Below are 23,800 nucleotides of genomic sequence, written 5' to 3' on the forward strand. Positions count from 1 at the left end.
GCCCCGTGACCTGGTTCAGGTGGCCGGCCCGGTGCCAGTCACATCAGCCGGTCGGCTCCGCGAGCGCCAGGACACGTTCCCGGCTGAGCAGACCGACCGGCTGGCCCTGCTCGGTCACCACGGCCTGTCCACCGGCCGAGGTGAGCAGCACGGCCAGCGCGTCGTACGCCGAGCCGCCCAGGACCACCGCCGGCAGGCCCGCCACACCGTCGCTGGGCAGCGGTGCGAGCACCTCCCGGGTGACCGGGGTGACCACCAACCGGCGGATGCCCCGATCGGCGCCGACGAACTCGCGGACGAACGGGGTGGCGGGCGCACCGAGCAGCGTCGCCGGGGTGTCGTACTGCTCCAGCCGACCCCCCTCGGAGAGCACCGCGATCCGGTCACCGAGCCGGACGGCCTCGTCCAGGTCGTGGGTCACCAGGACGATGGTCTTACGCACCTCGGCCTGCAGGCGCAGGAACTCCTCCTGGAGCCGGGTACGCACGATCGGGTCCACGGCGGAGAACGGCTCGTCCATCAGCAGGACCACCGGGTCGGCGGCGAGCGCCCGAGCCACGCCCACCCGCTGTCGCTGACCACCGGAGAGTTCGTGCGGGTAGCGCCGGCCGAACTGCGTCGGGTCCAGCCCGACCAACTCCAGCAACTCGTCGACCCGCCGCCGGGCGCGGTCCCTGGACCAGCCGAGCAACCGGGGCACGGTGGCCACGTTCGCCGCCACCGTCTGGTGGGGGAAGAGCCCGACGTTCTGGATCACGTAACCGATCTGTCGGCGCAGCCGCACCGGATCGGTCCGGGTGACGTCGGCGTCGCCGAGCATGATCCGCCCGCTGGTCGGCTCGATCAGCCGGTTGATCATCCGCAGCACTGTCGACTTGCCGCAACCCGACGGCCCGATCAGGACCACCAGTTCACCCGCGTCGACGTGCAGGCTGAGGTCGCGGACCGCCTCGGTGCCGTCCGGATAACGCTTACCGATGCCGTCGAGAGTGATCGACGCCGCGCGCTGGCCGTCGTCGGCGACCGGGGTACCGTCCACGTATGTCCTTCCGCCTGAGCTACCGGGCCGACCCGGGTAACCCGTGGTTCTCCTGGCAGTACGTGCGGGACAACTCTGACACGGTGCTGGCCGCCCTACGGGACCACACCACCCTCACCCTGCGCGCGGTGCTGATCGCCACGCTCATCGCCGTCCCGCTGGCCGTGGTGGCGTACTGGTTCCGACCGCTCACCGGGCCGATTGTCGCACTCACCGGGGTGCTCTACACCGTCCCGTCGTTGGCCCTGTTCGCGTTCGTCGCGCCCTATCTGGGCATCGGCGTCGCTACCGTGCTCAGCGTGGTGGTGCTGTACGCGCTGCTGGTGATCGTCCGCAACACCGTGGCCGGGCTCAACCAGGTGCCGGCGGAAGTGCGGGAGGCCGCCGAGGGCATGGGGTACGGCCGTTGGGGTCGCCTGCTGCGGGTCGAACTGCCGCTGGCCCTGCCCGGCATCCTCACCGGCCTGCGGCTGGCCACGGTCTCCACGGTCGCCCTGATCACCGTGGGCGTGGTGATCGGGCGGGGTGGGCTCGGGCAGATCATCTTCGCCGGGTTCAACAACAACTTCTACAAGGCCCAGATCATGACCGGGACGCTGCTCTGCGTACTGCTGGCCCTGGTGCTCGACCTGCTCCTCATGGGCGTCGGCCGGCTGCTCACCCCGTGGCTGCGCGGGCGGGTCGGATGAGGGTCGCGAGCCCGGCGGGCGTGATGCGGAGGTGCCGATGAATCCCGTACAGCAGGCGGTGGTCTGGCTCAACGACCCGCTGAACTGGACGAACCCGGGTGGCATCCTGGATCGGCTCGGCGAGCACGTCACCATCTCGGCCGCCGCGGTGCTGCTGGGCTGCCTGGTGGCCTGGCCGCTGGGGCTGTGGCTGGGCCATGTCGGCCGGGGCGGCGGGCTGGTCGTGCTCGTCTCCAACGTGACGCTGGCGGTGCCCACCCTGGCCCTGCTCACCATCCTCCCGTTGACCTTCCTCGGCTTCGGTCGACCGGCCGTGGTCGTCGCCCTGGCGGTGTTCGCGGTGCCACCGCTGCTGGCCAACGCCTACACCGGCGTACGGCAGGTCGATCCGCAGACCCGGGAGGCGGCCCGGGGCATGGGGATGACCGGGCCGCAGGTGCTGCGTCAGGTGGAGTTGCCGCTGGCGATTCCGTACCTGGCGGCCGGGTTCCGGACCGCCGCGGTCCAGGTGGTCGCCACGGCGGCCCTGGCGACCTTCGTCAACGGCGGGGGCCTTGGCGAGATCATCCGGCTCGGGTTCGGCCTGAGCATCGCGGTGGGCGGTGGTCAGATCCTCGCCGGTGGCCTGCTGGTCGCCGGGCTCGCGGTCAGCGCGGAGCTGATCTTCGGGCTTGTCGAGCGGCTGGTCACCCCACGTCCGCTGCGCCGCGCCCGGCGCCGCGCCGCACGTCGCGCCGCGGACGCGGTCACCGGCGGCTGACCGGATCGCCTCGGTTGGTGACGCCGCCGCCTGGATGGTGACGCCGCCGCCTGGATGGTGACGCCCGCCACGGTGGTGACGTCGCGCCCCTGTGGTGGCGCCGCGCCTGGATGGTGACGCCCGCCACGGTCGATGAAGGGCTGGCGGCGCGGGGTCACGTCCGCTGTCGCGCCGACGGATGGTGACGTTCCGGTGACGAACGTGGCGCAGAAGTTGTCGGTGGCGCTCGGCAGGATGTTGGGTGGATCAGCGGGCGGCCGGAAGGCGGGACGGCGGGATGATCCGCCGCAAGATCGCCGCCCGTCGGACACGCGGCCGGCCCGAACGGGCCGCGCCGGGACACGGAAGGCGGGTCCATGCGCGCAGGTAGAAGACTGTCCATCGCCGTTGTCGGCGCCGTTGCGGCGGCAGGCGTGCTGGCGGGCTGCGGCGAGGCAGGTTCGTCCGGCACCGAGGCGCCACAGCAGTCCGCCTCGGGCGAAGGCTGCGCCCCGGTCGCCGGGGAGCAGTTGATCGCGCTGACGGACGACAAAGCCCTGCAGAATGCCGACAACATCATTCCGGCGATCAACACCAAGGTCGCCACCCCGCAGCTCGTCGCAGCGCTCGACAAGGTCTCGGCGGTGCTCGACACTCCGAAGCTGGTGCAGCTCAACAAGGCGGTCGACGTGGACCGCAAGAGCGCACAGGCGGCGGCGCAGGAGTTCAGCGACGCCAACGGGCTCGCCGACGGGGTGGAGAAGGGCCCAGGCGGAAAGATCACGGTCGGCGCGGGCAACTTCACCGAAAGCGAGATCATCGCCGAGCTTTACAAGATCCAGCTGACTGCGGCCGGCTACCAGGTGACCGTCCAGCAGATCGGCAACCGGGAGCTGTACGAGCCGGCGCTGGAGAAGGGTGAGATCCAGGTCGTCCCGGAGTACGCGGCGACGATGGCCGAGTTCCTCAAGGGCAAGACCGGCGGCGGCAGTGACCCCGTCTCCTCGCCCGACGTGGAGAAGACCGTCACCGCCCTGCGCGGTCTCGGTGAGCAGGTGGGCCTCAGCTTCGGCCAGCCGGCACCGGCGCAGAACCAGAACGCCTTCGCGGTGACCAAGGAGTTCGCCGAGAAGTACGGCGTACGGACGCTGTCCGAGCTGGCCACGAAGTGCTCGGGTACCGCCACGGTGCTGGGTGGCCCGCCGGAGTGCCAGGAGCGCCCGTTCTGCAAGCCGGGGCTGGAGCAGACCTACGGCCTCTCGGTCGGCTCGTTCTCCTCGCTGGACCAGGGTGGTCCGCTGACCAAGACCGGGTTGCGTAACGGCACGATCAGCGTCGGCCTGGTCTTCTCCACCGACGCGGCGTACGCCACGAGCTGAACCGACACCGCCCCCGGCCGGACTGGTGGTCGGGGGCGGCCCGTCGTTGCTGCTCACGGGTAGATCAGCGGCCGGCGTCGAACTTCGGCAGCGATCGCTGCCACTGGCCCCGTTCCCAGCCAACGCAACTCTCGGTAGGCTCCGGACCCATGCCCGCAACGGTGCCCACCGATCCGCGCAGCAAGCAGTTACTCACCGCTCTCTTCTGGGGCGGGGTGGCGCTGGCCCCGGTCGCGGCGCTGATTCTGCTGGTCGCCGACGGGAACGGTCCACTGCGGTTCGCCGCGCTGCTGGCCATCCTGGCGGTGGTGTTGATCGGGCTCTCCATCACGCTGCGCAGCGAGAACGGTCACGAGCAACACGCCGAGGAACTGCGCGCGGAACTCGACGAACTGCGGCGGGAACTGCGTAGTGAGATCGTGGCGGCCGCGCAGCGGGGCAATCAGGCGCTGGACGAGCTCCAACGGGTCCAGCAGACGATTGCCGGGTTGCGCCGGACTGCGGACGCCGCCGGTTCCTCAGCCGTCGATGCTGTGCCCGCCGGTGCGGAACCGGTCGGCGGAGGCCGCGCCCGGGTCGCGGCACCGGAACCTCCACCGTCCGCCCCCTTCACGGACCGGCCCCCGTCAGCCCCTTTCGGAGACCGGCCTGCGTCGTCACCTCCCTTCGGAGACCGGCCTGCTTCCCCTCCCTTCGGGGAGCGGCCCGCGCCGGCTGTGGCGGGGGAGCGGCAGACCCGCCCCGGCGGGGTCTACGGCTCGGCCCAGCCGACAGGCCAGGGCGTCGTCCGCCACACCGAAACCGTGCATGTCACCACCCGGCACACCATCGTGGACGGTGGCGGGATGGGCGAGGCACCCCGCTATGGCGGCTACGCCACCCCATGGTCGGCAGGGGAGCGGTCACGTGGCGGACCTGCGGACCCTGCCGAACGACACTGGCCTGACAGCGACGAGCGCCCTCGCCGCGACGACGAGCGAGCCTGGTCGGGACCGGCCCGGGACGAGCACGCCGCCTGGTCGGAGCCCCGCGACGACCGTCCCTGGTCCGGGTCTCGTGACGACCGGTTCGCACCACCCGACGAGCGGTCCGCCTACCGTGACGACCGCTCCGCACACCAGGACAGCTCCGCTTACCAGGACGGCTCTGCGTATCAGGGCCGTTTCGCGTATCAGGACGGCTCTGCACCCCACGACCGCTCGGCACACCAGGGCGGCTCCGCGTACCGGGGCGAACAGGGCTGGGATGACGGTGGGCAGCAGTGGGCGGCCGCCGCCGAGGTGGAACCTGGTCCGTCGCGTCCGGACGACACCGGCGAGTACTGGGCGCAGTTACGTGCCGGGGACCGCTGGGCCGCCGTACGCGACGACGATCGGGGGCGTGAACTGCGGGTCGGTGAACGCCACGCCGAGGTGAACGCGGACCACACCGGCACCGAGTACCGGATGGCGGACCGCTGGGCCAGCGTGCGCCACGCCGAACCACGTCGTGCCGCCGACGGTGACGAGCGATGGCGCGACGGCCGGGGCGAACCGGAGCGGCGGCCCGGCCTGCCCGCCGGGGGTGTGCCGGTCCCGGACGAGTGGCGTCTTCCACGACAGCGCGGACACCAGCCCGAGCCGCCCCGGGCGTACCAGCCCGAACCGGAGCCGTACGGTCGGCGTCACCGGGCCGAGGACACCGGCTACGGGCAGCCGGTCCAGGATCCGAACAACCGCTGGCGCTGATCGGATCGCCGCGCCACCGGCCGCCGGATCACTTGTCGATGTCGCCGACCACGAAGAACATCGAGCCGAGGATGGCGATCAGGTCCGGCACCAGGCAGCCGGGCAGCAGCGTGGCAAGTGCCTGCACGTTCGCGTACGACGCGGTGCGCAGCTTGAGCCGCCACGGCGTCTTCTCGCCCCGGGACACCAGGTAGTAACCGTTGATGCCGAGCGGGTTCTCCGTCCAGGCGTAGGTGTGCCCCTCAGGGGCCTTCAGCACCTTCGGCAGTCGGGTGTTGATCGGCCCGGTGAGCCGATCGACCCGGTCCAGACACTGCTCGGCGAGGTCCAGTGAGGCGTACACCTGGTCGAGCAGCACCTCGAACCGGGCGTGGCAGTCTCCGGTGGTGCGGGTGACCACCGGCACGTCGAGCTGGTCGTAGGCCAGGTACGGCTCGTCGCGGCGCAGGTCCAGGTCCAGCCCGGAGGCGCGGGCGACCGGGCCGGAGGCACCGAAGGCGGCGGCGTCGGCCGCGGAGAGCACCCCGACGCCTACCGTACGGGCCAGGAAGATCTCGTTACGCCGGATCAGGTTGTCCAGGTCGGGCATCCGGCGGCGTACCTCACCGATGGCGGCACGGGCCCGACCGGTCCACCCGGACGGGACCTCCTCCTTCAACCCACCGACCCGGTTGAACATGTAGTGGATGCGCCCGCCGGAGACCTCCTCCATCACCGCCTGGAGCGTCTCCCGTTCCCGGAAGGCGTAGAACATCGGCGTGATCGCGCCGATCTCCAGCGGGTACGAGCCGAGGAACATCAGGTGGTTGAGCACCCGGTTCAGCTCGGCGAGCGCCATCCGCAGCCAGGTCGCCCGCTCCGGCACCTCCATGCCCATCAGCCGTTCCACGGCCAGCACCACGCCCAGCTCGTTGGCGAACGCCGAGAGCCAGTCGTGCCGGTTGGCCAGCACGATGATCTGCCGGTAGTCGCGGACCTCGAACAGCTTCTCCGCGCCGCGGTGCATGTACCCGACGATCGGCTCGGCGGCGACCACCCGTTCGCCGTCCAGGACCAGCTTCAGCCGCAGCACACCGTGTGTGGACGGGTGCTGCGGTCCGATGTTGAGCACCATGTCCGTGCCGAGTTGCTCCCCGCCGGTGCCCGCCACCAGCCCGGCGCCGGTGCCGACGGTCAGCTCACGCAGGTCGCCCGTGGTCATGCCCGCCATCGTGCCATGACCGGCCGGTCACGACGGCGCAGCGGTGTCGATCGGTCCGGCACACCCCGCCGGTAGCAGGTCCGTGGACAGGCCGACGGGCTGCCACAACCACAAGTGCCCACCGAGCCCGGCCGGATCGGTCAGCTCGGCCGCCGCCGATGCCGCGGCCAACGCCCGCACGTACCCGGCCGGGTCACCGGCGGCCAGGCTCAGCGGCGGTCGCCCTCCGTCGGCCCCGAGCGCCCGCAGCCCGTCCCGCTGCGCCCCCAGGAGGTACGCACACCGGGCGACCCGCTCACCGGCGGAGGCGACCGAGTCCATGGCCACGTGCGCGGTGACGTCACACGACCCGTCCGGCACCGGCGGCACCTGCCGCCCAGCCCGGTACCCGGTCAACGTCCCGTCGACCGGCCGCTCCGCGCGCAGATGCCCGTAGTCCACCGCCAACGCCAGCCCACGTTCGACGTGGCCGACCGCGTCAGCCCAGGCTTCGTCCCTGGTCCTGCCGATCTCCACTCGTTCGAGCGGGACTGGGGTGCGGTCCGTGGGGGTTGCCCGGAAACCCGACCCGGTCGAGCTGTCACTGTCAGGTACGAGAGGGCTGGGCCACCAGGTGGAGAGCCAGTCGAGGTCTGCTCGGCTGAGCGGGTCTCCGATCGTCTCCTCGCCCGAGGTGGGGTCGACGAGGAGGTAGTGCCAGCCGTGCTGGGAGTGCACGGCGAGGTCCAGGGGGACGTTGTCGAGCCACTCGGTGGCCAGCAGCAGACCCGTGACACCGGCGGGAATCCGGTCGGTCCAGCGGATCTCTTCGGGCAGGTCATCGGGGCGCGGAGCCAGCTCGACGGCGGTGAACCGTACCCGCTCGACCAACGGCACCGACCCGCCCACGGTGAGATCCGACGCGCAGCTGTCGTCGTACCCCGTCGTGATCGTCAATGGGTTGACGGGTGAGGGCCGGACGGTGGCCGTGGTGGTCGGGGTTTCCGGGGAGCCCGCCCGCGCAGGGATCAAGCCTGACCGCCCGGAGCGGGCGGACTCCCCGGAAACCCCAACGGACAGCGACCGAAGCAACTCCCCCCGCCCCGCACCCACATCCACCACGTCGAAGACGGAAGGAAACCCGAGCACCCCGTCAAGGTGATGGATCAACCGGAGCAGCGCACCCGCGAAGACCGGAGAGGCGTGCACGCTGGTGCGGAAGTGCGCCGCCGGCCCCGCACCGGAGACGAAGAACCCGTCGGTGCCGTAGAGCGCCCGCTCCATCGCCTGATGCCAGCGCATTGCCATCAGCTCGGTCCTCGCTTTCGGCGCTTCCACCACGCCGATTCAACGGCGGTGAACGATTTCACACATCCTTGTTTCGGATCCCCGTCGGCGACGCATACTTGCCTCGACCGGTACCCATCTCGAGGACTGGATCGTGACATGAGCGCACCGCTGCGCACGCGCCCGGCCGCCCGTCGGCGGCCCGCGACCGTGCCATTCGCCACCATTCCCGCCGTGCTCACCGTCGGCGTCGTCGGCGCTGGACGCGTCGGTGCCACCCTGGGGGCCGCGCTCGCGGCCGTGGGTCACCGGGTGGTCGCCACCACCGGCAGTTCGGGGGCATCGCAGGCGCGGGTGGCGCTGCTGCTGCCCACCGTCTCCCGTGGCCCGGCCGTCGAGGTCGCCCGGGCGGCCACCGATCTGCTGCTGATCGCCGTACCCGACGACGCCCTGGCCGGGGTGGTCGCCGGGCTCGCCGCCGAGGGGGCGTTGCGACCCGGCCAGGTGGTCGCGCACACGTCGGGGGCGCACGGCCTCGCGGTGCTGGCCCCGGCCGTCGCGGTCGGCGCCCGCCCGCTGGCGCTGCACCCGGCGATGACGTTCACCGGTACGCCCGACGACCTCAGCCGGCTGCCCGGCATCTCGTACGGGGTGACCGCGCCGGCCGAACTGCGCCCGTTGGCCGCCCGACTGGTGGCGGATCTCGGCGGGGTGCCCGAGTGGATCGGGGAGGCCGACCGGCCGCTCTACCACGCGGCGCTGGCGCACGGCGCGAACCACCTGGTGACGCTTGTCAACGAGGCGGCCGACCGGCTGCGCGACGCCGGTGTGGCGCAGCCCGAGAAGGTGCTCGCTCCGCTGCTGCGGGCCGCGCTGGAGAACGCGCTGCGCCTCGGCGACGACGCGTTGACCGGCCCGGTGGCCCGGGGTGACGCTGGTACGGTCGCCCGGCACCTGACGCAGTTGGCCTCCACCGCGCCCGAATCGCTCCCCGCCTACCTGGCGTTGGCCCGGCGTACCGCCGATCGGGCGATGGCCGCCGGCCGACTGCGGCCGGTGGATGCCGAGCCGCTGTTCGGGGTACTCGACCGGGATCAGAGCGGGGTGGCGGCATGAGTGGGGCGGCGATGGATCACGTGACGAGGCTCGTGCACACCCGTGCCGAGTTGGCCGAGGCCCGCGCCGCCCTCACCGGGACGGTGGGGGTGGTGATGACCATGGGGGCCCTGCACGAGGGGCACGAGTCGTTGCTGCGGGCGGCCCGGGAGCGCGCCGATCACGTGATCGTGACGATCTTCGTGAACCCGCTCCAGTTCGGCCCGACCGAGGACTTCGACCGCTATCCCCGGACCCTCGACGCTGATCTCGAGGTGTGCCGGCGGGCCGGTGCCGACCTGGTCTTCGCCCCGGCGGTGCCGGACATGTATCCCGGCGGCGCACCGCAGGTACGGCTCAACCCGGGCCCGCTCGGCGAGGACCTGGAAGGGCTGAGCCGCCCCGGCTTCTTCCACGGTGTGCTCACCGTGGTGCTGAAGCTGCTCCAGCTCACCCGCCCCGACCTGACGTTCTTCGGGGAGAAGGACTACCAGCAGCTGACCCTGGTCCGGCGGATGTGTCGGGACCTGGACGTGCCGGTCGAGGTGGTCGGCGTACCCACCGTCCGGGAGCCCGACGGGTTGGCGCTGTCCAGCCGCAACCGTTACCTCTCCAGCGAGGAGCGGCAGGTGGCGCTCGGCCTGTCGCGGGCGCTGCGGGCCGGTGCCGAGGCCGCCGAGGCGGGCCGCGACGCCGGGGCGGTGCTGAGCGCCGCGCACGCCGCCTTCGGAGCCGGCGAGCCCGGTGCCCGCCTCGACTACCTGGTCCTCACCGACCCCGACCTGGAACCGGGGCCGGTCGAAGGGCCGGCCCGGCTGCTCGTCGCCGCCTGGGTGGGCCAGACCCGGCTGATCGACAACGCGCCCGTCCTGCTGCACCCGGCCTCCTGACCAGACACATCAGCGCGAAAGGCGTCCCGATGTACCGCACCATGCTCAAATCCAAGATCCACCGGGCCACGGTGACCCAGGCTGATCTGCACTACGTCGGGTCGGTGACCGTCGACGAGGACCTGCTCGACGCCGCCGACCTGCTGCCCGGCGAACAGGTCGCGATCGTGGACATCACAAACGGCGCCCGGCTGGAGACGTACGTGATCCCGGGCCGGCGGGGCAGCGGCGTGATCGGCATCAACGGTGCGGCAGCGCACCTGGTGCACCCGGGTGACCTGGTCATCCTGATCTCGTACGGGCAGATGGACGACGCCGAGGCCCGCACGTACCGCCCCCGGGTGGTGCACGTCGACGCCGACAACAAGGTCGTCGACCTGGGTGCCGACCCGTCGACCGCCGCCCCCGGCACCGCCGGCAGCCCCCTCCCCAACCCGCTCTCGGTGTAAGGAAGGGCACCTTATTAACGCCTCATGAGGTGAAAGGGCCCCTTGTTAACGCCTGCCTCCCGCAGTGCCCCGGAATCCGGTCTGTCACCGGAAGGTCATTTCTGGTTACGCTGTGACCGCCGTCGGGGGACGGCCGCTGGCTGGGGGAGGCGGCGTCATGCAGCGTGCGACGAGAACCCTGACCGCGGCCCTGGCCGTCGCGGCGGTGCTGGCGGGCTGCGGTGCGCCGGACGGACTCGACGGTGACCTGACCGACGACTGGCCGGCCATGGCTGCGCCCGGCGCGTTCACCCCGGCGGCCGAGGTCTGCCACGAGACGGACTTCGCCGACGCGGTGCCGGTGGCGGCGTACGCGCCGGTGGACTGCGCCACGCCGCACCGGGTGGAGACGGTGCACGTCGGGGTCTTCACCGCCGAACGCAACGAACCGCCGCCGATCGCCTCACCCGAACTGCGTACCGCCTTCGCCGACTGTGACCAGCGGACCAACGGTTACGTGGGGGACAACTGGCGGGCCGGCCGGCTGCGACTGGCGGTCGCGGTGCCCACCGGGGCCGGCTGGGCCGCCGGGTCGCGCTGGTACCGCTGCGACCTGATGGAGGTGACCACCGCCGAGGCGGGAGCCAAGGTGGTGACCCGCAGCGGCTCGCTGCGCAACGCCCTGCGGCCACCGTCACCGCTCTGGTTGGGGTGCCAGCAGGCCCGTACCAACCGCTCCGGGGTGGTGCAGGCCCTGGCGCAGGTGGACTGCGCCGAGCGCCACAATGCCGAGTTCGCCGGAGTGTGGCAGGCGCCTGACCGCCCGTACCCGGCGAACGGTGCAGAGTGGGCGCCGTTCTACGCCGGCTGTCGTACCGTCCTCGCCCGCTACGCCGGTCTGCCGGACAGCACCGACCTGCTCTACCGCACCGACCTGGTGGTCCGCCCGCCCAGCGCCGGGCGGTGGCGGGCCGGTGACCGGGGGGTGCGTTGCTACCTCTGGCTCAGCGACCGGCAGGTGACCGGCTCGCTCAAGGGGGCCGGTCCGGCCGGCCTGCCGGTCCGGACGAAGTAGCCGGAACCACTCGTCCCGCCCCCGCCGCCCGAGCCGAGTGACGTTCGGGTTGACTGAGGGGATGGAGCTACCGACCGTCGGCCTGCCGGCGCTGCCCCGCCTGCTGTCCGCTCCGGCACCGGGTTGGGTGGAGACGACCGATGTGATCGTGGTCGGCTCCGGAGTGGCCGGGCTGACCGCCGCGCTGCACCTGCGCGAGGCCGGCCTGCACGTCACAGTGGTCACCAAGGTGAACATCGACGAGGGCTCGACCCGCTGGGCCCAGGGCGGCATCGCCGCGGTGCTCGACCCGGCGGACACCCCGGCGATGCACGCCTCCGACACCGAGATCGCCGGCGTCGGGCTCTGCGACCCGGCGGCGGTCGGTGTGCTGGTGGAGGAGGGGCCGACCCGGCTGCGGGAACTCATGCGCATCGGCGCCGCCTTCGACCGCAACCCCGACGGCTCGTTGATGCTGACGCGGGAGGGCGGGCACCGGGCGGACCGGATCGTCCACGCCGGCGGCGACGCGACCGGCGCCGAGGTCCAGCGGGCCCTGCACGAGGCGGTCCGCCGTGACCCGTGGATCCGGTTGGTCGAGCACGCGCTGGTGTTGGACCTGCTCCGCGCCCCCGGCGACGGCCCCGACGGGCTCGGCAGGGCGTGCGGCATCACCCTGCACGTGCTCGGCGAGGGCAGCGAGGACGGCGTGGGCGCCATCCTGAGCCGGGCCGTGGTGCTGGCCACCGGCGGGATGGGTCAGGTCTTCGCGGCGACCACCAACCCCGCGGTCTCCACCGGTGACGGGGTGGCCCTGGCCATGCGAGCCGGTGCCGCGGTCACCGACGTGGAGTTCGTGCAGTTCCACCCGACCGCGCTGATCGTGCCCGAGCAGGCCCGTACGCCCGGCGACGGCCACGCCCAGCAGCCGCTGGTCTCCGAGGCGCTGCGGGGCGAGGGCGCGTACCTGGTGGACGCCGACGGCAAACGGTTCATGCTCGGCCAGCACGAGCTGGCGGAGCTGGCCCCCCGGGACGTGGTGGCCAAGGGCATCCACCGGGTGCTGCTGGCCACCGGTGCCGACCACGTCCACCTCGACGCCCGCCATCTCGGCGGCGACTTCCTGGCCCGCCGGTTCCCCACCATCGTCGCCTCCTGCCAGGCCATCGGCGTGGACCCGGGCGTGGACCTGATCCCGGTGGCGCCCGCCGCCCACTACGCCTCGGGCGGCGTCCGTACCGATCTGCACGGTCGCACCTCCATCCCCGGCCTGTACGCCTGCGGTGAGGTTGCCTGCACCGGCGTGCACGGCGCGAACCGGCTGGCCAGCAACTCGCTGCTGGAAGGACTGGTCTTCTCCCGGCGGATCGCCGATCACATCGCCGCCGGGCTGCCCGAGCAGGCCCGCCCGGCGGAGACCGGGGCCTGGCGGGGCGGCGACGGCTGGGTGCTGCCGGCTGCGGCCACACCCGTCCTGCAACGGGCGATGACCCGGGGCGCGGGCGTGCTCCGCTCGTCGGCGACGCTCGGCGGGACCGCCGCCGAACTGGTCGAGCTGGGCGCGGAGCGCGGTACGCCCCGTACCGCCGACTGGGAGGCGACGAACCTGCTGACGGTGGCGACGATGCTTGTCGCCGCGGCGTACGCCCGGCAGGAGACCCGGGGCTGTCACTGGCGGGAGGACCACCCGTCGGCCGATGCGCGGTGGCACGGCCACCTGGTCGGCGCGATCGGGGCGCAGAACCGGCTGGCCATGCGGTGGGAGGAGACACGATGAGCGACAACGGTGCCGCAGGGGTGGGCATGAGCAAGGCGACCGAAGGGCTGCTGCGCGCGGCCGGACTTGCGCCCGAGCAGGTGCGCCGGATCATCGAGACCGCGCTTGTCGAGGATCTCGGCCCGGACCTGCTCGACGTCACAAGCGTGGCGACCATCCCGGCGACGCAGACCGACACCGTCGACGTGGTGGCTCGGGCCGACGGGGTGGTGGCCGGGCTGGCCGTGGCCGCCGCCGTTTTCGAGGTGGCCGACGAACTGACCGGCGGTGGTCGTACCGTCGAGGTGTCCGTGGTGGCCCACGACGGCGATCGGGTGGCCCGCGGCGACGTGCTGGCCACGGTGACCGGCCCCACCCGGGTGCTGCTCACCGGCGAACGCACCGCCCTCAACCTGCTCAGCCGGATGTCCGGGGTGGCCACCCACACCCGGGCCTGGGCGGACGCGTTGGCCGGCAGCAAGGCGATGGTCCTCGACACCCGCAAGACCACGCCGGGCCTGCGAATGCTGGAGAAGTACGCGGTCCGCGCGGGCGGCGGCACGAACAAGCGGATGGGCCTGTACGACGTCGCCATGATCAAGGACAACCACAAGTACGCCGCCGGCGGGATCACCGCGGCCTACCGGCGGGTCCGCGAGGCCTTCCCCGACGTACCGGTGCAGGTGGAGGTGGACACCCTCGCCGAGGCGGTGGAGGCGGTCGAGGCCGGCGCGAGGTTCCTGCTGTTGGACAACATGTCCCCGCAGCTGCTCACCGAGGTGGTGGCGGCTGTTGGTGACCGCGCCGAGCTGGAGGCGACCGGCGGGCTGACCCTCGCCGACGCCGCCGAGGTCGGGGCGACCGGCGTGGACTTCCTCTCCGTCGGCGCGCTCACCCACTCCTCGCCGATCCTGGACATCGCGCTGGACCTGCGTACGGAGTGAGCCCCGCAGGACCGGCCGTCTAGGCTGCGTGGCGTGCTGCTCTGCATCGACATCGGGAACACCAACACCGTGCTGGCGACCTTCGACGGCGACCAGCTTGTGCACTCCTGGCGGATCAAGACCGACGCCCGCTCGACCGCCGACGAGCTGGGGCTGATGTTCCGGGGGTTGCTCGCCGGGGACGCCGTCGAGATCACCGGGGTGGCGGCCTGCTCGACCGTGCCGGCCGCGCTGCGGTCGCTGCGGACCATGCTGACCCGCTACTACGGGGAACTGCCGAGCGTGATCGTGGAGCCGGGGGTACGCACCGGCGTGCAACTGGCCATCGACAACCCGAAGGAGGTCGGCGCCGACCGGGTGGTGAACACCCTGGCCGCGTACGCCCTCTACGGCGGCCCGTCGATCGTGGTCGACTTCGGCACCACCACCAACTTCGACGTGATCAGCGGTCGTGGCGAGTTCCTCGGCGGCGCGTTCGCGCCGGGCATCGAGATCTCCTTCGACGCGCTGGCGGCCCGCGCCGCCCAGCTCCGCAAGGTCGAGGCGACCAAGCCGCGTTCGGTGATCGGCAAGAACACCGTGGAGTGCCTGCAGGCGGGCCTCTACTTCGGCTTTGCCGGCCAGGTGGACCGGATCGTCGAGCGGATGGCCGAGGAGATGGGCGAGCTGAAGGCGGTGATCGCCACCGGTGGGCTGGCGCCGTTGGTGCTCAACGAGTGCCGGACGATCACGCACCACGAGCCGATGATCACGTTGATGGGGTTGCGCATGGTCTATGAGCGGAACGTCTGAGTCGGGCTGCACCGGCTTGCTGGGTGGGGTGGGTCATGGGGGGCGGGTTATCCGGTAACGGGAGTTCGGGGGCTTGAGTACGCTCTGGGCTTGACCCCGTCCGAATTCTCCCTCTGAGGAAGCGTGCCGTGACCCAGCAGAGCCCCGTGCCAGTCGACCCCGCCGACGACCTTCCCGAGCAGATGAAGGTCCGCCGGGAGAAGCGGGAGCGGATGCTCGCCGACGGCGTCGAGCCGTACCCGGTCAGCTTCCCGCGTACCAGCAGCCTCGCCGAGGTGCGGGAGCGCTACGCCGACCTGCCCACGGACACCGCGACCGGCGACCAGGTCTCGGTCACCGGCCGGGTGATCTTCGTACGGAACACCGGCAAGCTCTGCTTCGCCACGCTGCGGGACGGCGACGGCACGGAACTGCAGGCCATGCTGTCGCTGGACCGGGTCGGCGCGGAGCGACTGGACGACTGGAAGCGCCTGATCGACCTGGGTGACCTGGTCGGCATCACCGGCGAGGTGATCACCAGCCGGCGGGGTGAGCTGTCGGTGCTGGCCGAGCAGTGGGCGGTCACCGCCAAGGCCCTGCGCCCGCTGCCGGTGGCACACAAGCCGCTCAGTGAGGAAGCCCGGGTACGGCAGCGTTACGTCGACCTGATCGTCCGCCCTCAGGCGCGCCAGATGGTGCGTACCCGGGCGGCTGCGGTACGCAGTCTGCGCGATTTGCTGCACGACAAGGGATTCATCGAGGTCGAGACCCCGATGCTCCAGTTGCTGCACGGTGGTGCGGCGGCCCGACCTTTCGTGACCCACAGCAATGCACTCGACACCGACCTGTATCTACGAATCGCGCCGGAACTGTTTCTCAAGCGCGCCGTGGTGGGTGGCGTCGAGCGGGTGTTCGAGATCAACCGTAACTTCCGTAATGAGGGCATCGACTCTTCGCACTCACCGGAGTTCGCGATGCTCGAGGCGTACCAGGCGTACGGCGACTACAACACGATGGCCGAGTTGACCCGGAATCTCGTACAGCAGGCGGCGATCGCGGCAACCGGGTCGACCGTGGTGACGCACGCCGACGGTCAAGAGTTCGACCTGGGCGGCGAGTGGCGTTCGGTGAGCCTCTTCGGTGTGCTTTCCGAGGCGCTCGGCGAAGAGGTCACGGTCCGCACCGAACGGGCCCGCCTCGTCGAGTACGCGGACAAGGTCGGCGTGAGCGTCGACCCCAAGTGGGGGCCGGGCAAGTTGGCCGAGGAGTTGTTCGAGGAGTTGGTCGTGCCAGGGCTTCAGGCGCCCACTTTCGTGCGCGACTATCCGGAGGAGACCAGCCCACTGACCCGTGGACATCGCAGTGAGCCGGGCGTGGCCGAGAAGTGGGACCTGTATGTGTTCGGGTTCGAGTTGGCCACCGCGTACTCGGAGTTGGTCGATCCGGTGGTGCAGCGGGAACGGCTGCTCGCCCAGGCGCAACTGGCCGCTCGTGGCGACGATGAGGCGATGCGGCTGGACGAGGACTTTCTCCGGGCGATGGAGTATGGAATGCCGCCGGCCGGTGGCATGGGAATGGGAATCGATCGACTCCTGATGGCGCTGACCGGCCTGGGAATTCGGGAAACCATCCTGTTCCCGTTGGTTCGCCCGGAGTAGTCGTACGGAACTCGTCGGCTCGTTACCGCGTCCTATTGACGTGACAAGCATCTGACAGGTTATTGTTGCTGTCGCAGATGGCAGTATCAGCCCTGCTCGAAAGGAATGTGGGACGTGGCCAAGCAGATCATTCACAAGCTGGTCGATGACCTGGACGGCGGGGACGCGGACGAGACCGTCAAGTTCGCCCTCGACGGCGTTCAGTACGAGATCGACCTGTCGAGTTCCAACGCCGACAAATTGCGTGATGCATTCGCGCAGTACATCGCGCACGGCACCAAGGTCGGCCGTGGCGGTGTGGTCGTCGGTGGGCGCGCCGCCCGTGGTCGCGGTGGAGCCACCGCCGACCGCGAGCAGAACAAGGCCATCCGGGCCTGGGCGCGCAAGGCCGGCAAGGACATCTCCGACCGGGGTCGCATCCCGCAGGAGATCGTCGACGAGTACCACGCCAAGGCGGGTCACTGAGACGACTCCCGCGAAGGTCGTCGGCCGACGCCGGCCCGGAGGAACATTCCGGGCCGGCGTCGGCGTCGTTTCAGGCCCGTCCGCGGGGACTAAAGCCGGCGGGTCGGGCGTTGTCCACAGCCGGTGGATGTGTTGTCCACACCCTGTGGATGGCGTCGGAAGGGATGCCGTCCGGTCTCCGGGGCCCCTCCGTGCGCGGTCCCGATGGCTTACGGCTGTCCGTCGAATTTCGCTCTGCGCGTACAGACCCCCCGCCCGGAACACCCGCTGAGCGCGGAGGGTTGTGCAAAACGACGCGTACCGGGCCCACCGCGCAGACACACGAGGTCAGCCGAGCCGGTTCGCGGCGATAGAGTAATGAGGCGCGGACGCCCGTCCCGGGCGCTCGCGCACCGGCCCCGCCGAGAGTCTTGACCACCAAGATCGAGTGCGCACGGCACGTGAGGAGCACGAGGGCATGTTCGAGCGGTTCACCGACCGAGCGCGACGGGTTGTCGTCCTGGCCCAAGAAGAGGCCCGGATGCTCAACCACAACTACATCGGTACGGAACACATCCTGTTGGGCCTGATCCACGAGGGTGAGGGCGTCGCGGCCAAGGCCCTGGAGAGCCTCGGGATCTCCCTGGAGGGCGTCCGCCAGCAGGTGGAGGAGATCATCGGCCAGGGCCAGCAGGCGCCGAGCGGGCACATCCCGTTCACGCCGCGGGCCAAGAAGGTGCTGGAGCTGTCGCTGCGCGAGGCGCTGCAGCTCGGCCACAACTACATCGGCACCGAGCACATCCTGCTCGGCCTGATCCGCGAGGGCGAGGGCGTCGCCGCCCAGGTGCTGGTCAAGCTCGGCGCCGACCTGAACCGGGTCCGCCAGCAGGTGATCCAGCTGCTCTCCGGCTACCAGGGCAAGGAGCCGGCCGCGGCGGGCACCGCGCCGGGTGAGGCCGCGCCGTCGACCAGCCTGGTGCTGGACCAGTTCGGCCGGAACCTGACCCAGGCGGCCCGCGAGGGCAAGCTCGACCCGGTGATCGGGCGCGAGAAGGAAATCGAGCGGGTCATGCAGGTGCTCTCCCGCCGTACCAAGAACAACCCGGTCCTGATCGGTGAGCCCGGCGTCGGCAAGACCGCCGTGGTCGAGGGGCTGTCCCAGAAGATCATCAAGGGCGAGGTGCCCGAGACGCTCAAGGACAAGCAGCTCTACACGCTCGACCTGGGCGCGCTGGTGGCCGGCTCCCGTTACCGCGGTGACTTCGAGGAGCGCCTCAAGAAGGTGCTCAAGGAGATCCGCACCCGCGGCGACATCATCCTGTTCATCGACGAGATTCACACCCTGGTGGGTGCGGGTGCCGCCGAGGGCGCGATCGACGCGGCGAGCATCCTCAAGCCGATGCTGGCCCGTGGCGAGCTGCAGACCATCGGCGCGACCACCCTCGACGAGTACCGCAAGCACCTGGAGAAGGACGCGGCGCTGGAGCGCCGGTTCCAGCCGATCCAGGTGGGTGAGCCGTCGCTGGCGCACACCATCGAGATCCTCAAGGGCCTGCGCGACCGCTACGAGGCGCACCACCGGGTGAGCATCACCGACGCCGCGCTGGTGGCTGCCGCGACGCTTGCCGACCGCTACATCTCCGACCGGTTCCTGCCGGACAAGGCGATCGACCTCATCGACGAGGCGGGCGCCCGGATGCGGATCCGCCGGATGACCGCGCCGCCAGACCTGCGTGACTTCGACGAGCGCATCGCCCAGGTGCGTCGCGACAAGGAGTCCGCGATCGACGCGCAGGACTTCGAGCGCGCCGCTCAGCTGCGCGACAAGGAGAAGCAGCTGCTGGGCCAGAAGGCGCAGCGGGAGAAGGAGTGGAAGGCCGGTGACCTGGACGTCGTCAGCGAGGTCGACGACGAGCAGATCGCCGAGGTGCTGGGCAACTGGACGGGCATCCCGGTCTACAAGCTGACCGAGGAGGAGACCTCGCGCCTGCTGCGCATGGAGGACGAGCTGCACAAGCGCGTCATCGGCCAGGAGGACGCGGTCAAGGCGGTCTCGAAGGCCATCCGGCGTACCCGCGCCGGCCTGAAGGACCCGAAGCGCCCCTCGGGCTCGTTCATCTTCGCCGGCCCGTCCGGTGTGGGTAAGACCGAGCTGTCCAAGGCGCTCGCCGAGTTCCTGTTCGGCAGCGAGGACGCCCTCATCCAGCTGGACATGTCCGAGTTCCACGACCGCTACACGGTCTCCCGGCTCGTCGGTGCCCCGCCCGGGTACGTCGGCTACGACGAGGGTGGCCAGCTGACCGAGAAGGTGCGGCGTCGGCCGTTCTCGGTGGTGCTCTTCGACGAGATCGAAAAGGCCCACCCGGACGTGTTCAACACGCTGCTCCAGATCCTGGAGGACGGTCGGCTCACCGACGGTCAGGGTCGGATCGTGGACTTCAAGAACACGGTCATCATCCTGACCACCAACCTGGGCACCCGGGACGTGGCCAAGGCGGTCTCTCTGGGCTTCCAGGCCTCGGAGGACTCCGAGTCGAACTACGACCGGATGAAGCAGAAGGTCAACGACGAGCTCAAGCAGCACTTCCGGCCCGAGTTCCTCAACCGGATCGACGACACCATCGTCTTCCACCAGCTGCGTCAGACGGAGATCCTGTCGATCGTCGACATCATGATCGCCCGTATCGAGACCCAGCTGCGGAACAAGGACATGGGTCTTGAGCTGACCGACAACGCCAAGAAGTACCTGGCTGCCAAGGGCTTCGACCCGGTGCTGGGCGCGCGGCCGCTGCGCCGCACGATCCAGCGCGACATCGAGGACAACCTCTCCGAGCGGATCCTGTTCAACGAGCTGACCCCGGGTCAGATCGTGGTGGTGGACTGCGAGGGCGACCCGAACGACATCGACAAGTCCAAGCTCGTCTTCCAGGGCTCCGAGCGCCCGGTCGACGTGCCGGACGCCGTCCCGGCTGATCTCGGTGGCACCGCTACCACCGGTGCGGACGAGTCTGCGGCCTGAGTTCTACCAGCTCACATCGACGGCGGCCCGGTGGCATCTGCCACCGGGCCGCCGCCTTTTCGCGCCACGGCAGCGACCGGATCCCGTCGGGCAGCCATGGCTATACCGGACAAAACGTCAGACCGGCCCCACCGTGGGCAGACGATCCGAGCCATCGGTCAGAGTCGTCAACCTTGTGGCGACGGTCACGGTTTGCCGGGGCATGTGCGCCCACCAGGAGCGGTTGTACGAGGGGTACGCGGCGGCACCCACCCGGTGAGACCGTTGCCGTCCGACAGCGGCCTTGCCGAATGACGCCGAGGCATGCTGCTACTTCCCTCCGACGCGATTCGCACCCCTCCCCTTTTCCGGGGTGTCGTGTCGATCCCCGAGATGGAAGGCGATGACCATGACGACTCTGATCTACAAGGCCGCCCTGACCGTCGCCGGTGCCGTTGTCGCTGGTGGAGTGGTCGCCGGTCCGACCGGCGCAGTCGCCGCTTCCCCGAACTCCAGCCAGCCGGTCGCCGACCGCGGCCACGCCAAGGGTGAGCGGCAGCTCAACGTGCGCTATCAGGCGCAGCCCAACTACTACTACTGTGGCCCGGCCGCGGTGCGCAACGCGCTGACGGCCATGGACAAGGACGTCCCGCAGGACGAGTTGGCCCGAGAGATGGGTACCACCGAGCGTGGCACCGACTCCGCGTACGACATCACCAAGGCGCTCAACGAGCGGGTCGGTAAGGACGTCTACCGCACGGTGGAGATCCCCGGCCGGGCCGCTGACGGTGCCGAGACCGATCGGTTGCGCGCCGACATCGTCCGCGCGGTGGACGAGGGTCGCAGTGTGGTGGCAAACGTCGCCGGCACGGCGTTCGACCTCGACGGCGGGACGCACTCCTTCGAGGGCGGGCACTACGTCTCGGTGACCGGTTACCGGGACGGTGGTGCCCAGGCGAAGATCGCTGACTCCGCCGACCCGGCGAAGGCCGAGTACTGGATCGACATCGAGGCATTGGCCGACTGGGTCGCCACCCGCGGCTACTCCGCCTGACCCGCCAGCCACCCGACCTGTCGACCGCCTGATCGGCTGGCAGCCTGATCGGCCAGACACTCTCAGAGACTGTCGGGTAACCGGTCCGACTCGATGGGTTATGGCGAGACGCGTCGATGTGGGGTGCTCGACAAATAGATCATCCCCGCCATGATCTTGATGTGTGTGCAACAAAGATCGCGGCGGGGATGACGCCCGCTCATGCTATCCGTCGAGTCTGACCGATGCGATGTGGGCGGTCCTCGCGCCGCTGCTACCGGTGCGTGACCTGCGTAAAGGTGGGCGGCCTCGGGTGTACGACGATCGGTTGGTCCTGGACTCGATCTTCTACGTGCTGCGGTCGGGTTGCCCGTGGCGGATGATGCCGCGTGATCTGGCGCCTGCGGATGCGGCGCATCGCTGGTTCACGACGTGGCGTAAGAACGGGACGTGGGACCGGGTTCATGACGAGCTTCGTCGGCGGGTGCGGGTGGCGGCCGGTCGGGAGCCGGAGCCGACCGCCGCGGTGCTGGACGCCCAGTCGATCAAGTCGAGTGAGGGTGGCGAGTCTCGCGGTTTCGACATGGGTAAGAAGACCACCGGCCGCAAGCGGCACCTGGTCGTGGACACGATGGGGCTGATCCTGGTCGTGGTGGTCACCTCCGCCTCCGTCAACGACCGTCCCGGCGGCCGGCGGATCCTGGCGCGGCTGGCCGAGGCGTTCACCACCATCGGCCTCGTGTGGGCCGACGGCGGCTACGCCAACAGCATCGACTCCACGCTGCTGACCTGGGCGAAGACCCAGCTCGGCGTCCTGGTGGAGATCGTCAAACGCACCGACGACATCAAAGGCTTCAAGGTCCTACCCCGCCGCTGGGTGGTGGAGAGGACGCTCGGATGGCTGGTCCGCAACCGGCGCCTGGCCCGCGACTACGAACGACTGACCGTCAACTCGGAGGCCATGATCAAGATCGCGATGATTCGACTCATGGCGATACGTCTGGCCGGTCAAGCGATCAGGTGGAGCAACGCAACCGACCGCGAAGCCGCCCGACGCATCAACGCCGAGCGACTTATCACGACGTAGTCATCCAGTTACCCGACAGTCTCTCAGGGCCGGCCTCCGGATGGAGGCCGGCCCTGACGCGTCGGAGCCGGGCTCAGCCGGGCACGGGTGCCGGTGGGCCGTCGCCGATCAGGCGGAAGGACGCCTCGCCGACCGGCTCGACCAGGCCGTCGGTGACCAGGCCGGCCAGCGCCCGAGCCCGTTGCACGTCGTCGTCCCAGACCTGGTCCAGGCGTTGGTGCGGCACCGGGCCGGTCGCCTCCCGCAGCACCCCGAGCAGCAGGCCGCGTACCTGGCGGTCGGTGCCCGCGTACCGCTGCGGTCGTCGGGTCGGCCCGGCCGGGGCGACCTGGCCCGAGGCGCGCCAGGCGCAGATCGACTCCACCGGGCAGGCCGGGCAGCGGGGTGACCGGGCGGTGCAGATCACCGCCCCCAGCTCCATGATCGCGGCGCTGGCCAGGGCGGCGGCAGCCGGCTCGACGGGCAGCAGTTCCTCGGTGGCGACCAGGTCGGCGGGGCGGGTCGCCGGGCCGGCGTCCGGCTCGCCGGCCACCGCGCGGCAGACCACCCGGCGTACGTTGGTGTCGACCACCGGGTGTCGCTGACCGTACGCGAAGGCAGCCACTGCCCGGGCCGTGTACGTGCCGACGCCGGGCAGGGCGAGCAACTGCTCCAACCGGTCCGGCACCGCGCCGCCGTGCCGCTCCACGATCGCCACCGCGCAGTCGCGCAGCCGGACCGCGCGACGCGGATAGCCGAGCCGTCCCCACATGCGGATCGCCTCGGCCGGACTGTCCTGTGCCAGGGCGGCCGGTGTGGGCCAGCGGTCCAGCCACGCCTGCCAGGCGGGCAGCACCCGCACCACCGGGGTCTGCTGGAGCATCACCTCGCTGACCAGGATCGCCCACGGGCTGACGTCGGGTTTGCGCCAGGGCAGGTCCCGGGCGTTGTGCTCGTACCACCGGCTCACCAGTCCGGCGAATGTCGGTTCCGTCATCGCGTCGCTGATGATGTCACGCGCTCCGGTTCCGCCGATTGGACACCTCCGGGCGGGCCGTGGCCAGTGGCGACCGACGATCGGGGAGAATGCCCGGATGAACGAGCTCGCGATCACCGTCATCGGCCGGGACCGGCCCGGCATCGTGGCCGACGTCGCCGAGGTGCTCGCTCGGCTCGGGGCCAACCTCACCGACAGCACGATGACCCGGCTACGGGGGCACTTCGCGATGACCCTCATCTGCGTCGGTCCGTCGGCCGCGGAGGTCGAGGACGCCCTGGGCCCGCTGACCGCCGACGGCCAGCTGCTGGCGACCGTACGACAGGTGCGGCCGGACGGGGAGACCACGCCCACCGGTGAGCGCTATGTCATGTCGGTGCACGGCGCGGACCGGATGGGCATCGTGGCCGCGATGACCCGCGCCGTGACCGTGGCCGGCGGCAACGTCACCGACCTGAGCACCCGGCTGGTGGGATCGCTCTACGTGGTCGTCGCCGAGGTCGATCTGCCGGCCGATGTCACCGACACGCTTCCGGGTCAGCTGGCGGAGGTCGCCGCCGGCCTGGGCGTGGAAGTCACTCTCCGTCCCGCCGACCCGGATCTGCTGTGAGCGGGCAGGTGGGCGG

The 23,800-nt window shown here is 70.8% G+C and carries 20 protein-coding genes and 1 pseudogene; 17 read left to right on the plus strand and 4 right to left on the minus strand.

The window, feature by feature from the left end; all coding sequences use genetic code 11:
- Positions 1–43 precede the first annotated feature (43 nt).
- On the minus strand, positions 44–1,039 hold the full coding sequence (locus Vgi01_RS04960) for an ABC transporter ATP-binding protein (RefSeq protein WP_102655977.1): 996 nt from the start codon (positions 1,037–1,039) through the stop codon (positions 44–46).
- A 2-nt stretch (positions 1,040–1,041) separates the two neighbouring features.
- Between Vgi01_RS04960 and Vgi01_RS04965 the strand changes: the two genes are divergently transcribed.
- The 4 genes from Vgi01_RS04965 to Vgi01_RS04980 all read left to right on the plus strand — a co-directional run bounded on the left by Vgi01_RS04965 (position 1,042) and on the right by Vgi01_RS04980 (position 5,573).
- Positions 1,042–1,728, plus strand: coding sequence for an ABC transporter permease (locus tag Vgi01_RS04965; protein WP_102655976.1), 687 nt, complete (start codon positions 1,042–1,044; stop codon positions 1,726–1,728).
- Positions 1,729–1,765: 37 nt separating this feature from the next.
- Positions 1,766–2,488, plus strand: coding sequence for an ABC transporter permease (locus Vgi01_RS04970; RefSeq protein ID WP_102655975.1), 723 nt, complete (start codon positions 1,766–1,768; stop codon positions 2,486–2,488).
- 356 nt (positions 2,489–2,844) lie between these two features.
- The gene (locus Vgi01_RS04975; protein ID WP_102655974.1) at positions 2,845–3,846 is read left to right on the plus strand and encodes a glycine betaine ABC transporter substrate-binding protein; all 1,002 of its coding nucleotides are present in this window, start codon (positions 2,845–2,847) and stop codon (positions 3,844–3,846) included.
- 149 nt (positions 3,847–3,995) lie between these two features.
- On the plus strand, positions 3,996–5,573 hold the full coding sequence (locus tag Vgi01_RS04980; protein WP_204290277.1) for a hypothetical protein: 1,578 nt from the start codon (positions 3,996–3,998) through the stop codon (positions 5,571–5,573).
- A 28-nt stretch (positions 5,574–5,601) separates the two neighbouring features.
- Here the strand turns inward: Vgi01_RS04980 and Vgi01_RS04985 are convergent, their stop codons facing one another.
- Complete coding sequence (locus Vgi01_RS04985) at positions 5,602–6,783, minus strand: NADH-quinone oxidoreductase subunit D (protein WP_199180039.1); 1,182 nt, start codon at positions 6,781–6,783, stop codon at positions 5,602–5,604.
- 18 nt (positions 6,784–6,801) lie between these two features.
- On the minus strand, positions 6,802–8,055 hold the full coding sequence (locus Vgi01_RS04990) for an SAM-dependent methyltransferase (protein WP_204290420.1): 1,254 nt from the start codon (positions 8,053–8,055) through the stop codon (positions 6,802–6,804).
- A gap of 144 nt (positions 8,056–8,199) precedes the next feature.
- Here Vgi01_RS04990 and Vgi01_RS04995 point away from each other — a divergent pair, with 144 nt between their 5' ends.
- The 12 genes and pseudogenes from Vgi01_RS04995 to Vgi01_RS05050 form a co-directional block, all read left to right on the plus strand.
- Positions 8,200–9,156, plus strand: coding sequence for a Rossmann-like and DUF2520 domain-containing protein (locus Vgi01_RS04995; RefSeq protein WP_204290278.1), 957 nt, complete (start codon positions 8,200–8,202; stop codon positions 9,154–9,156).
- A 20-nt stretch (positions 9,157–9,176) separates the two neighbouring features.
- Positions 9,177–10,025 (plus strand): pantoate--beta-alanine ligase, encoded by an 849-nt coding sequence (panC, locus tag Vgi01_RS05000; protein ID WP_102656026.1) that lies wholly within the window; start codon positions 9,177–9,179, stop codon positions 10,023–10,025.
- Positions 10,026–10,054: 29 nt separating this feature from the next.
- On the plus strand, positions 10,055–10,474 hold the full coding sequence (panD, locus tag Vgi01_RS05005) for an aspartate 1-decarboxylase (RefSeq protein ID WP_102655970.1): 420 nt from the start codon (positions 10,055–10,057) through the stop codon (positions 10,472–10,474).
- Positions 10,475–10,631: 157 nt separating this feature from the next.
- A complete protein-coding gene (locus tag Vgi01_RS05010) occupies positions 10,632–11,528 on the plus strand; it encodes a septum formation family protein (protein ID WP_204290279.1) in 897 nt (298 codons plus the stop codon).
- 61 nt (positions 11,529–11,589) lie between these two features.
- The gene (locus tag Vgi01_RS05015; protein WP_204290280.1) at positions 11,590–13,284 is read left to right on the plus strand and encodes an L-aspartate oxidase; all 1,695 of its coding nucleotides are present in this window, start codon (positions 11,590–11,592) and stop codon (positions 13,282–13,284) included.
- A gap of 26 nt (positions 13,285–13,310) precedes the next feature.
- Positions 13,311–14,207, plus strand: a complete 897-nt coding sequence (gene nadC / locus Vgi01_RS05020; protein ID WP_204290421.1) for a carboxylating nicotinate-nucleotide diphosphorylase — start codon at positions 13,311–13,313, stop codon at positions 14,205–14,207.
- 33 nt (positions 14,208–14,240) lie between these two features.
- Entirely contained in the window at positions 14,241–14,999 is a 759-nt protein-coding gene (locus tag Vgi01_RS05025) for a type III pantothenate kinase (protein WP_102655967.1), read from the plus strand.
- Positions 15,000–15,127: 128 nt separating this feature from the next.
- Complete coding sequence (gene lysS, locus Vgi01_RS05030) at positions 15,128–16,636, plus strand: lysine--tRNA ligase (protein ID WP_204290281.1); 1,509 nt, start codon at positions 15,128–15,130, stop codon at positions 16,634–16,636.
- A gap of 114 nt (positions 16,637–16,750) precedes the next feature.
- Entirely contained in the window at positions 16,751–17,101 is a 351-nt protein-coding gene (locus tag Vgi01_RS05035) for a histone-like nucleoid-structuring protein Lsr2 (protein ID WP_013736254.1), read from the plus strand.
- A 457-nt stretch (positions 17,102–17,558) separates the two neighbouring features.
- Positions 17,559–20,099 (plus strand): ATP-dependent Clp protease ATP-binding subunit, encoded by a 2,541-nt coding sequence (locus Vgi01_RS05040; protein WP_102656024.1) that lies wholly within the window; start codon positions 17,559–17,561, stop codon positions 20,097–20,099.
- A 382-nt stretch (positions 20,100–20,481) separates the two neighbouring features.
- Positions 20,482–21,132, plus strand: coding sequence for a C39 family peptidase (locus Vgi01_RS05045; RefSeq protein WP_102655965.1), 651 nt, complete (start codon positions 20,482–20,484; stop codon positions 21,130–21,132).
- A gap of 163 nt (positions 21,133–21,295) precedes the next feature.
- Positions 21,296–22,117: pseudogene (locus Vgi01_RS05050) on the plus strand (IS5 family transposase); the annotation flags it as partial.
- Between the two features lie 154 nt (positions 22,118–22,271).
- Here the strand turns inward: Vgi01_RS05050 and Vgi01_RS05055 are convergent.
- Complete coding sequence (locus tag Vgi01_RS05055) at positions 22,272–23,174, minus strand: iron-sulfur binding domain-containing protein (RefSeq protein ID WP_204290282.1); 903 nt, start codon at positions 23,172–23,174, stop codon at positions 22,272–22,274.
- Positions 23,175–23,271: 97 nt separating this feature from the next.
- Between Vgi01_RS05055 and Vgi01_RS05060 the strand changes: the two genes are divergently transcribed.
- On the plus strand, positions 23,272–23,784 hold the full coding sequence (locus Vgi01_RS05060; RefSeq protein ID WP_102655963.1) for a glycine cleavage system transcriptional repressor: 513 nt from the start codon (positions 23,272–23,274) through the stop codon (positions 23,782–23,784).
- Positions 23,785–23,800 lie beyond the last annotated feature (16 nt).

This window comes from Micromonospora gifhornensis (assembly GCF_016863515.1).
GTDB lineage: Bacteria > Actinomycetota > Actinomycetes > Mycobacteriales > Micromonosporaceae > Micromonospora > Micromonospora gifhornensis.

Coding starts and splice junctions, on each gene's coding strand:
- Vgi01_RS04965 (WP_102655976.1), top strand. CDS start 1,042: ATGTCCTTCCGCCTGAGCTACCGGGCCGACCCGGGTAACCCGTGGTTC.
- Vgi01_RS04970 (WP_102655975.1), top strand. CDS start 1,766: ATGAATCCCGTACAGCAGGCGGTGGTCTGGCTCAACGACCCGCTGAAC.
- Vgi01_RS04975 (WP_102655974.1), top strand. CDS start 2,845: ATGCGCGCAGGTAGAAGACTGTCCATCGCCGTTGTCGGCGCCGTTGCG.
- Vgi01_RS04980 (WP_204290277.1), top strand. CDS start 3,996: ATGCCCGCAACGGTGCCCACCGATCCGCGCAGCAAGCAGTTACTCACC.
- Vgi01_RS04985 (WP_199180039.1), bottom strand. CDS start 6,783: ATGGCGGGCATGACCACGGGCGACCTGCGTGAGCTGACCGTCGGCACC.
- Vgi01_RS04990 (WP_204290420.1), bottom strand. CDS start 8,055: ATGCGCTGGCATCAGGCGATGGAGCGGGCGCTCTACGGCACCGACGGG.
- Vgi01_RS04995 (WP_204290278.1), top strand. CDS start 8,200: ATGAGCGCACCGCTGCGCACGCGCCCGGCCGCCCGTCGGCGGCCCGCG.
- panD (WP_102655970.1), top strand. CDS start 10,055: ATGTACCGCACCATGCTCAAATCCAAGATCCACCGGGCCACGGTGACC.
- Vgi01_RS05010 (WP_204290279.1), top strand. CDS start 10,632: ATGCAGCGTGCGACGAGAACCCTGACCGCGGCCCTGGCCGTCGCGGCG.
- Vgi01_RS05015 (WP_204290280.1), top strand. CDS start 11,590: ATGGAGCTACCGACCGTCGGCCTGCCGGCGCTGCCCCGCCTGCTGTCC.
- nadC (WP_204290421.1), top strand. CDS start 13,311: ATGAGCAAGGCGACCGAAGGGCTGCTGCGCGCGGCCGGACTTGCGCCC.
- Vgi01_RS05040 (WP_102656024.1), top strand. CDS start 17,559: ATGTTCGAGCGGTTCACCGACCGAGCGCGACGGGTTGTCGTCCTGGCC.
- Vgi01_RS05045 (WP_102655965.1), top strand. CDS start 20,482: ATGACCATGACGACTCTGATCTACAAGGCCGCCCTGACCGTCGCCGGT.
- Vgi01_RS05055 (WP_204290282.1), bottom strand. CDS start 23,174: ATGACGGAACCGACATTCGCCGGACTGGTGAGCCGGTGGTACGAGCAC.
- Vgi01_RS05060 (WP_102655963.1), top strand. CDS start 23,272: ATGAACGAGCTCGCGATCACCGTCATCGGCCGGGACCGGCCCGGCATC.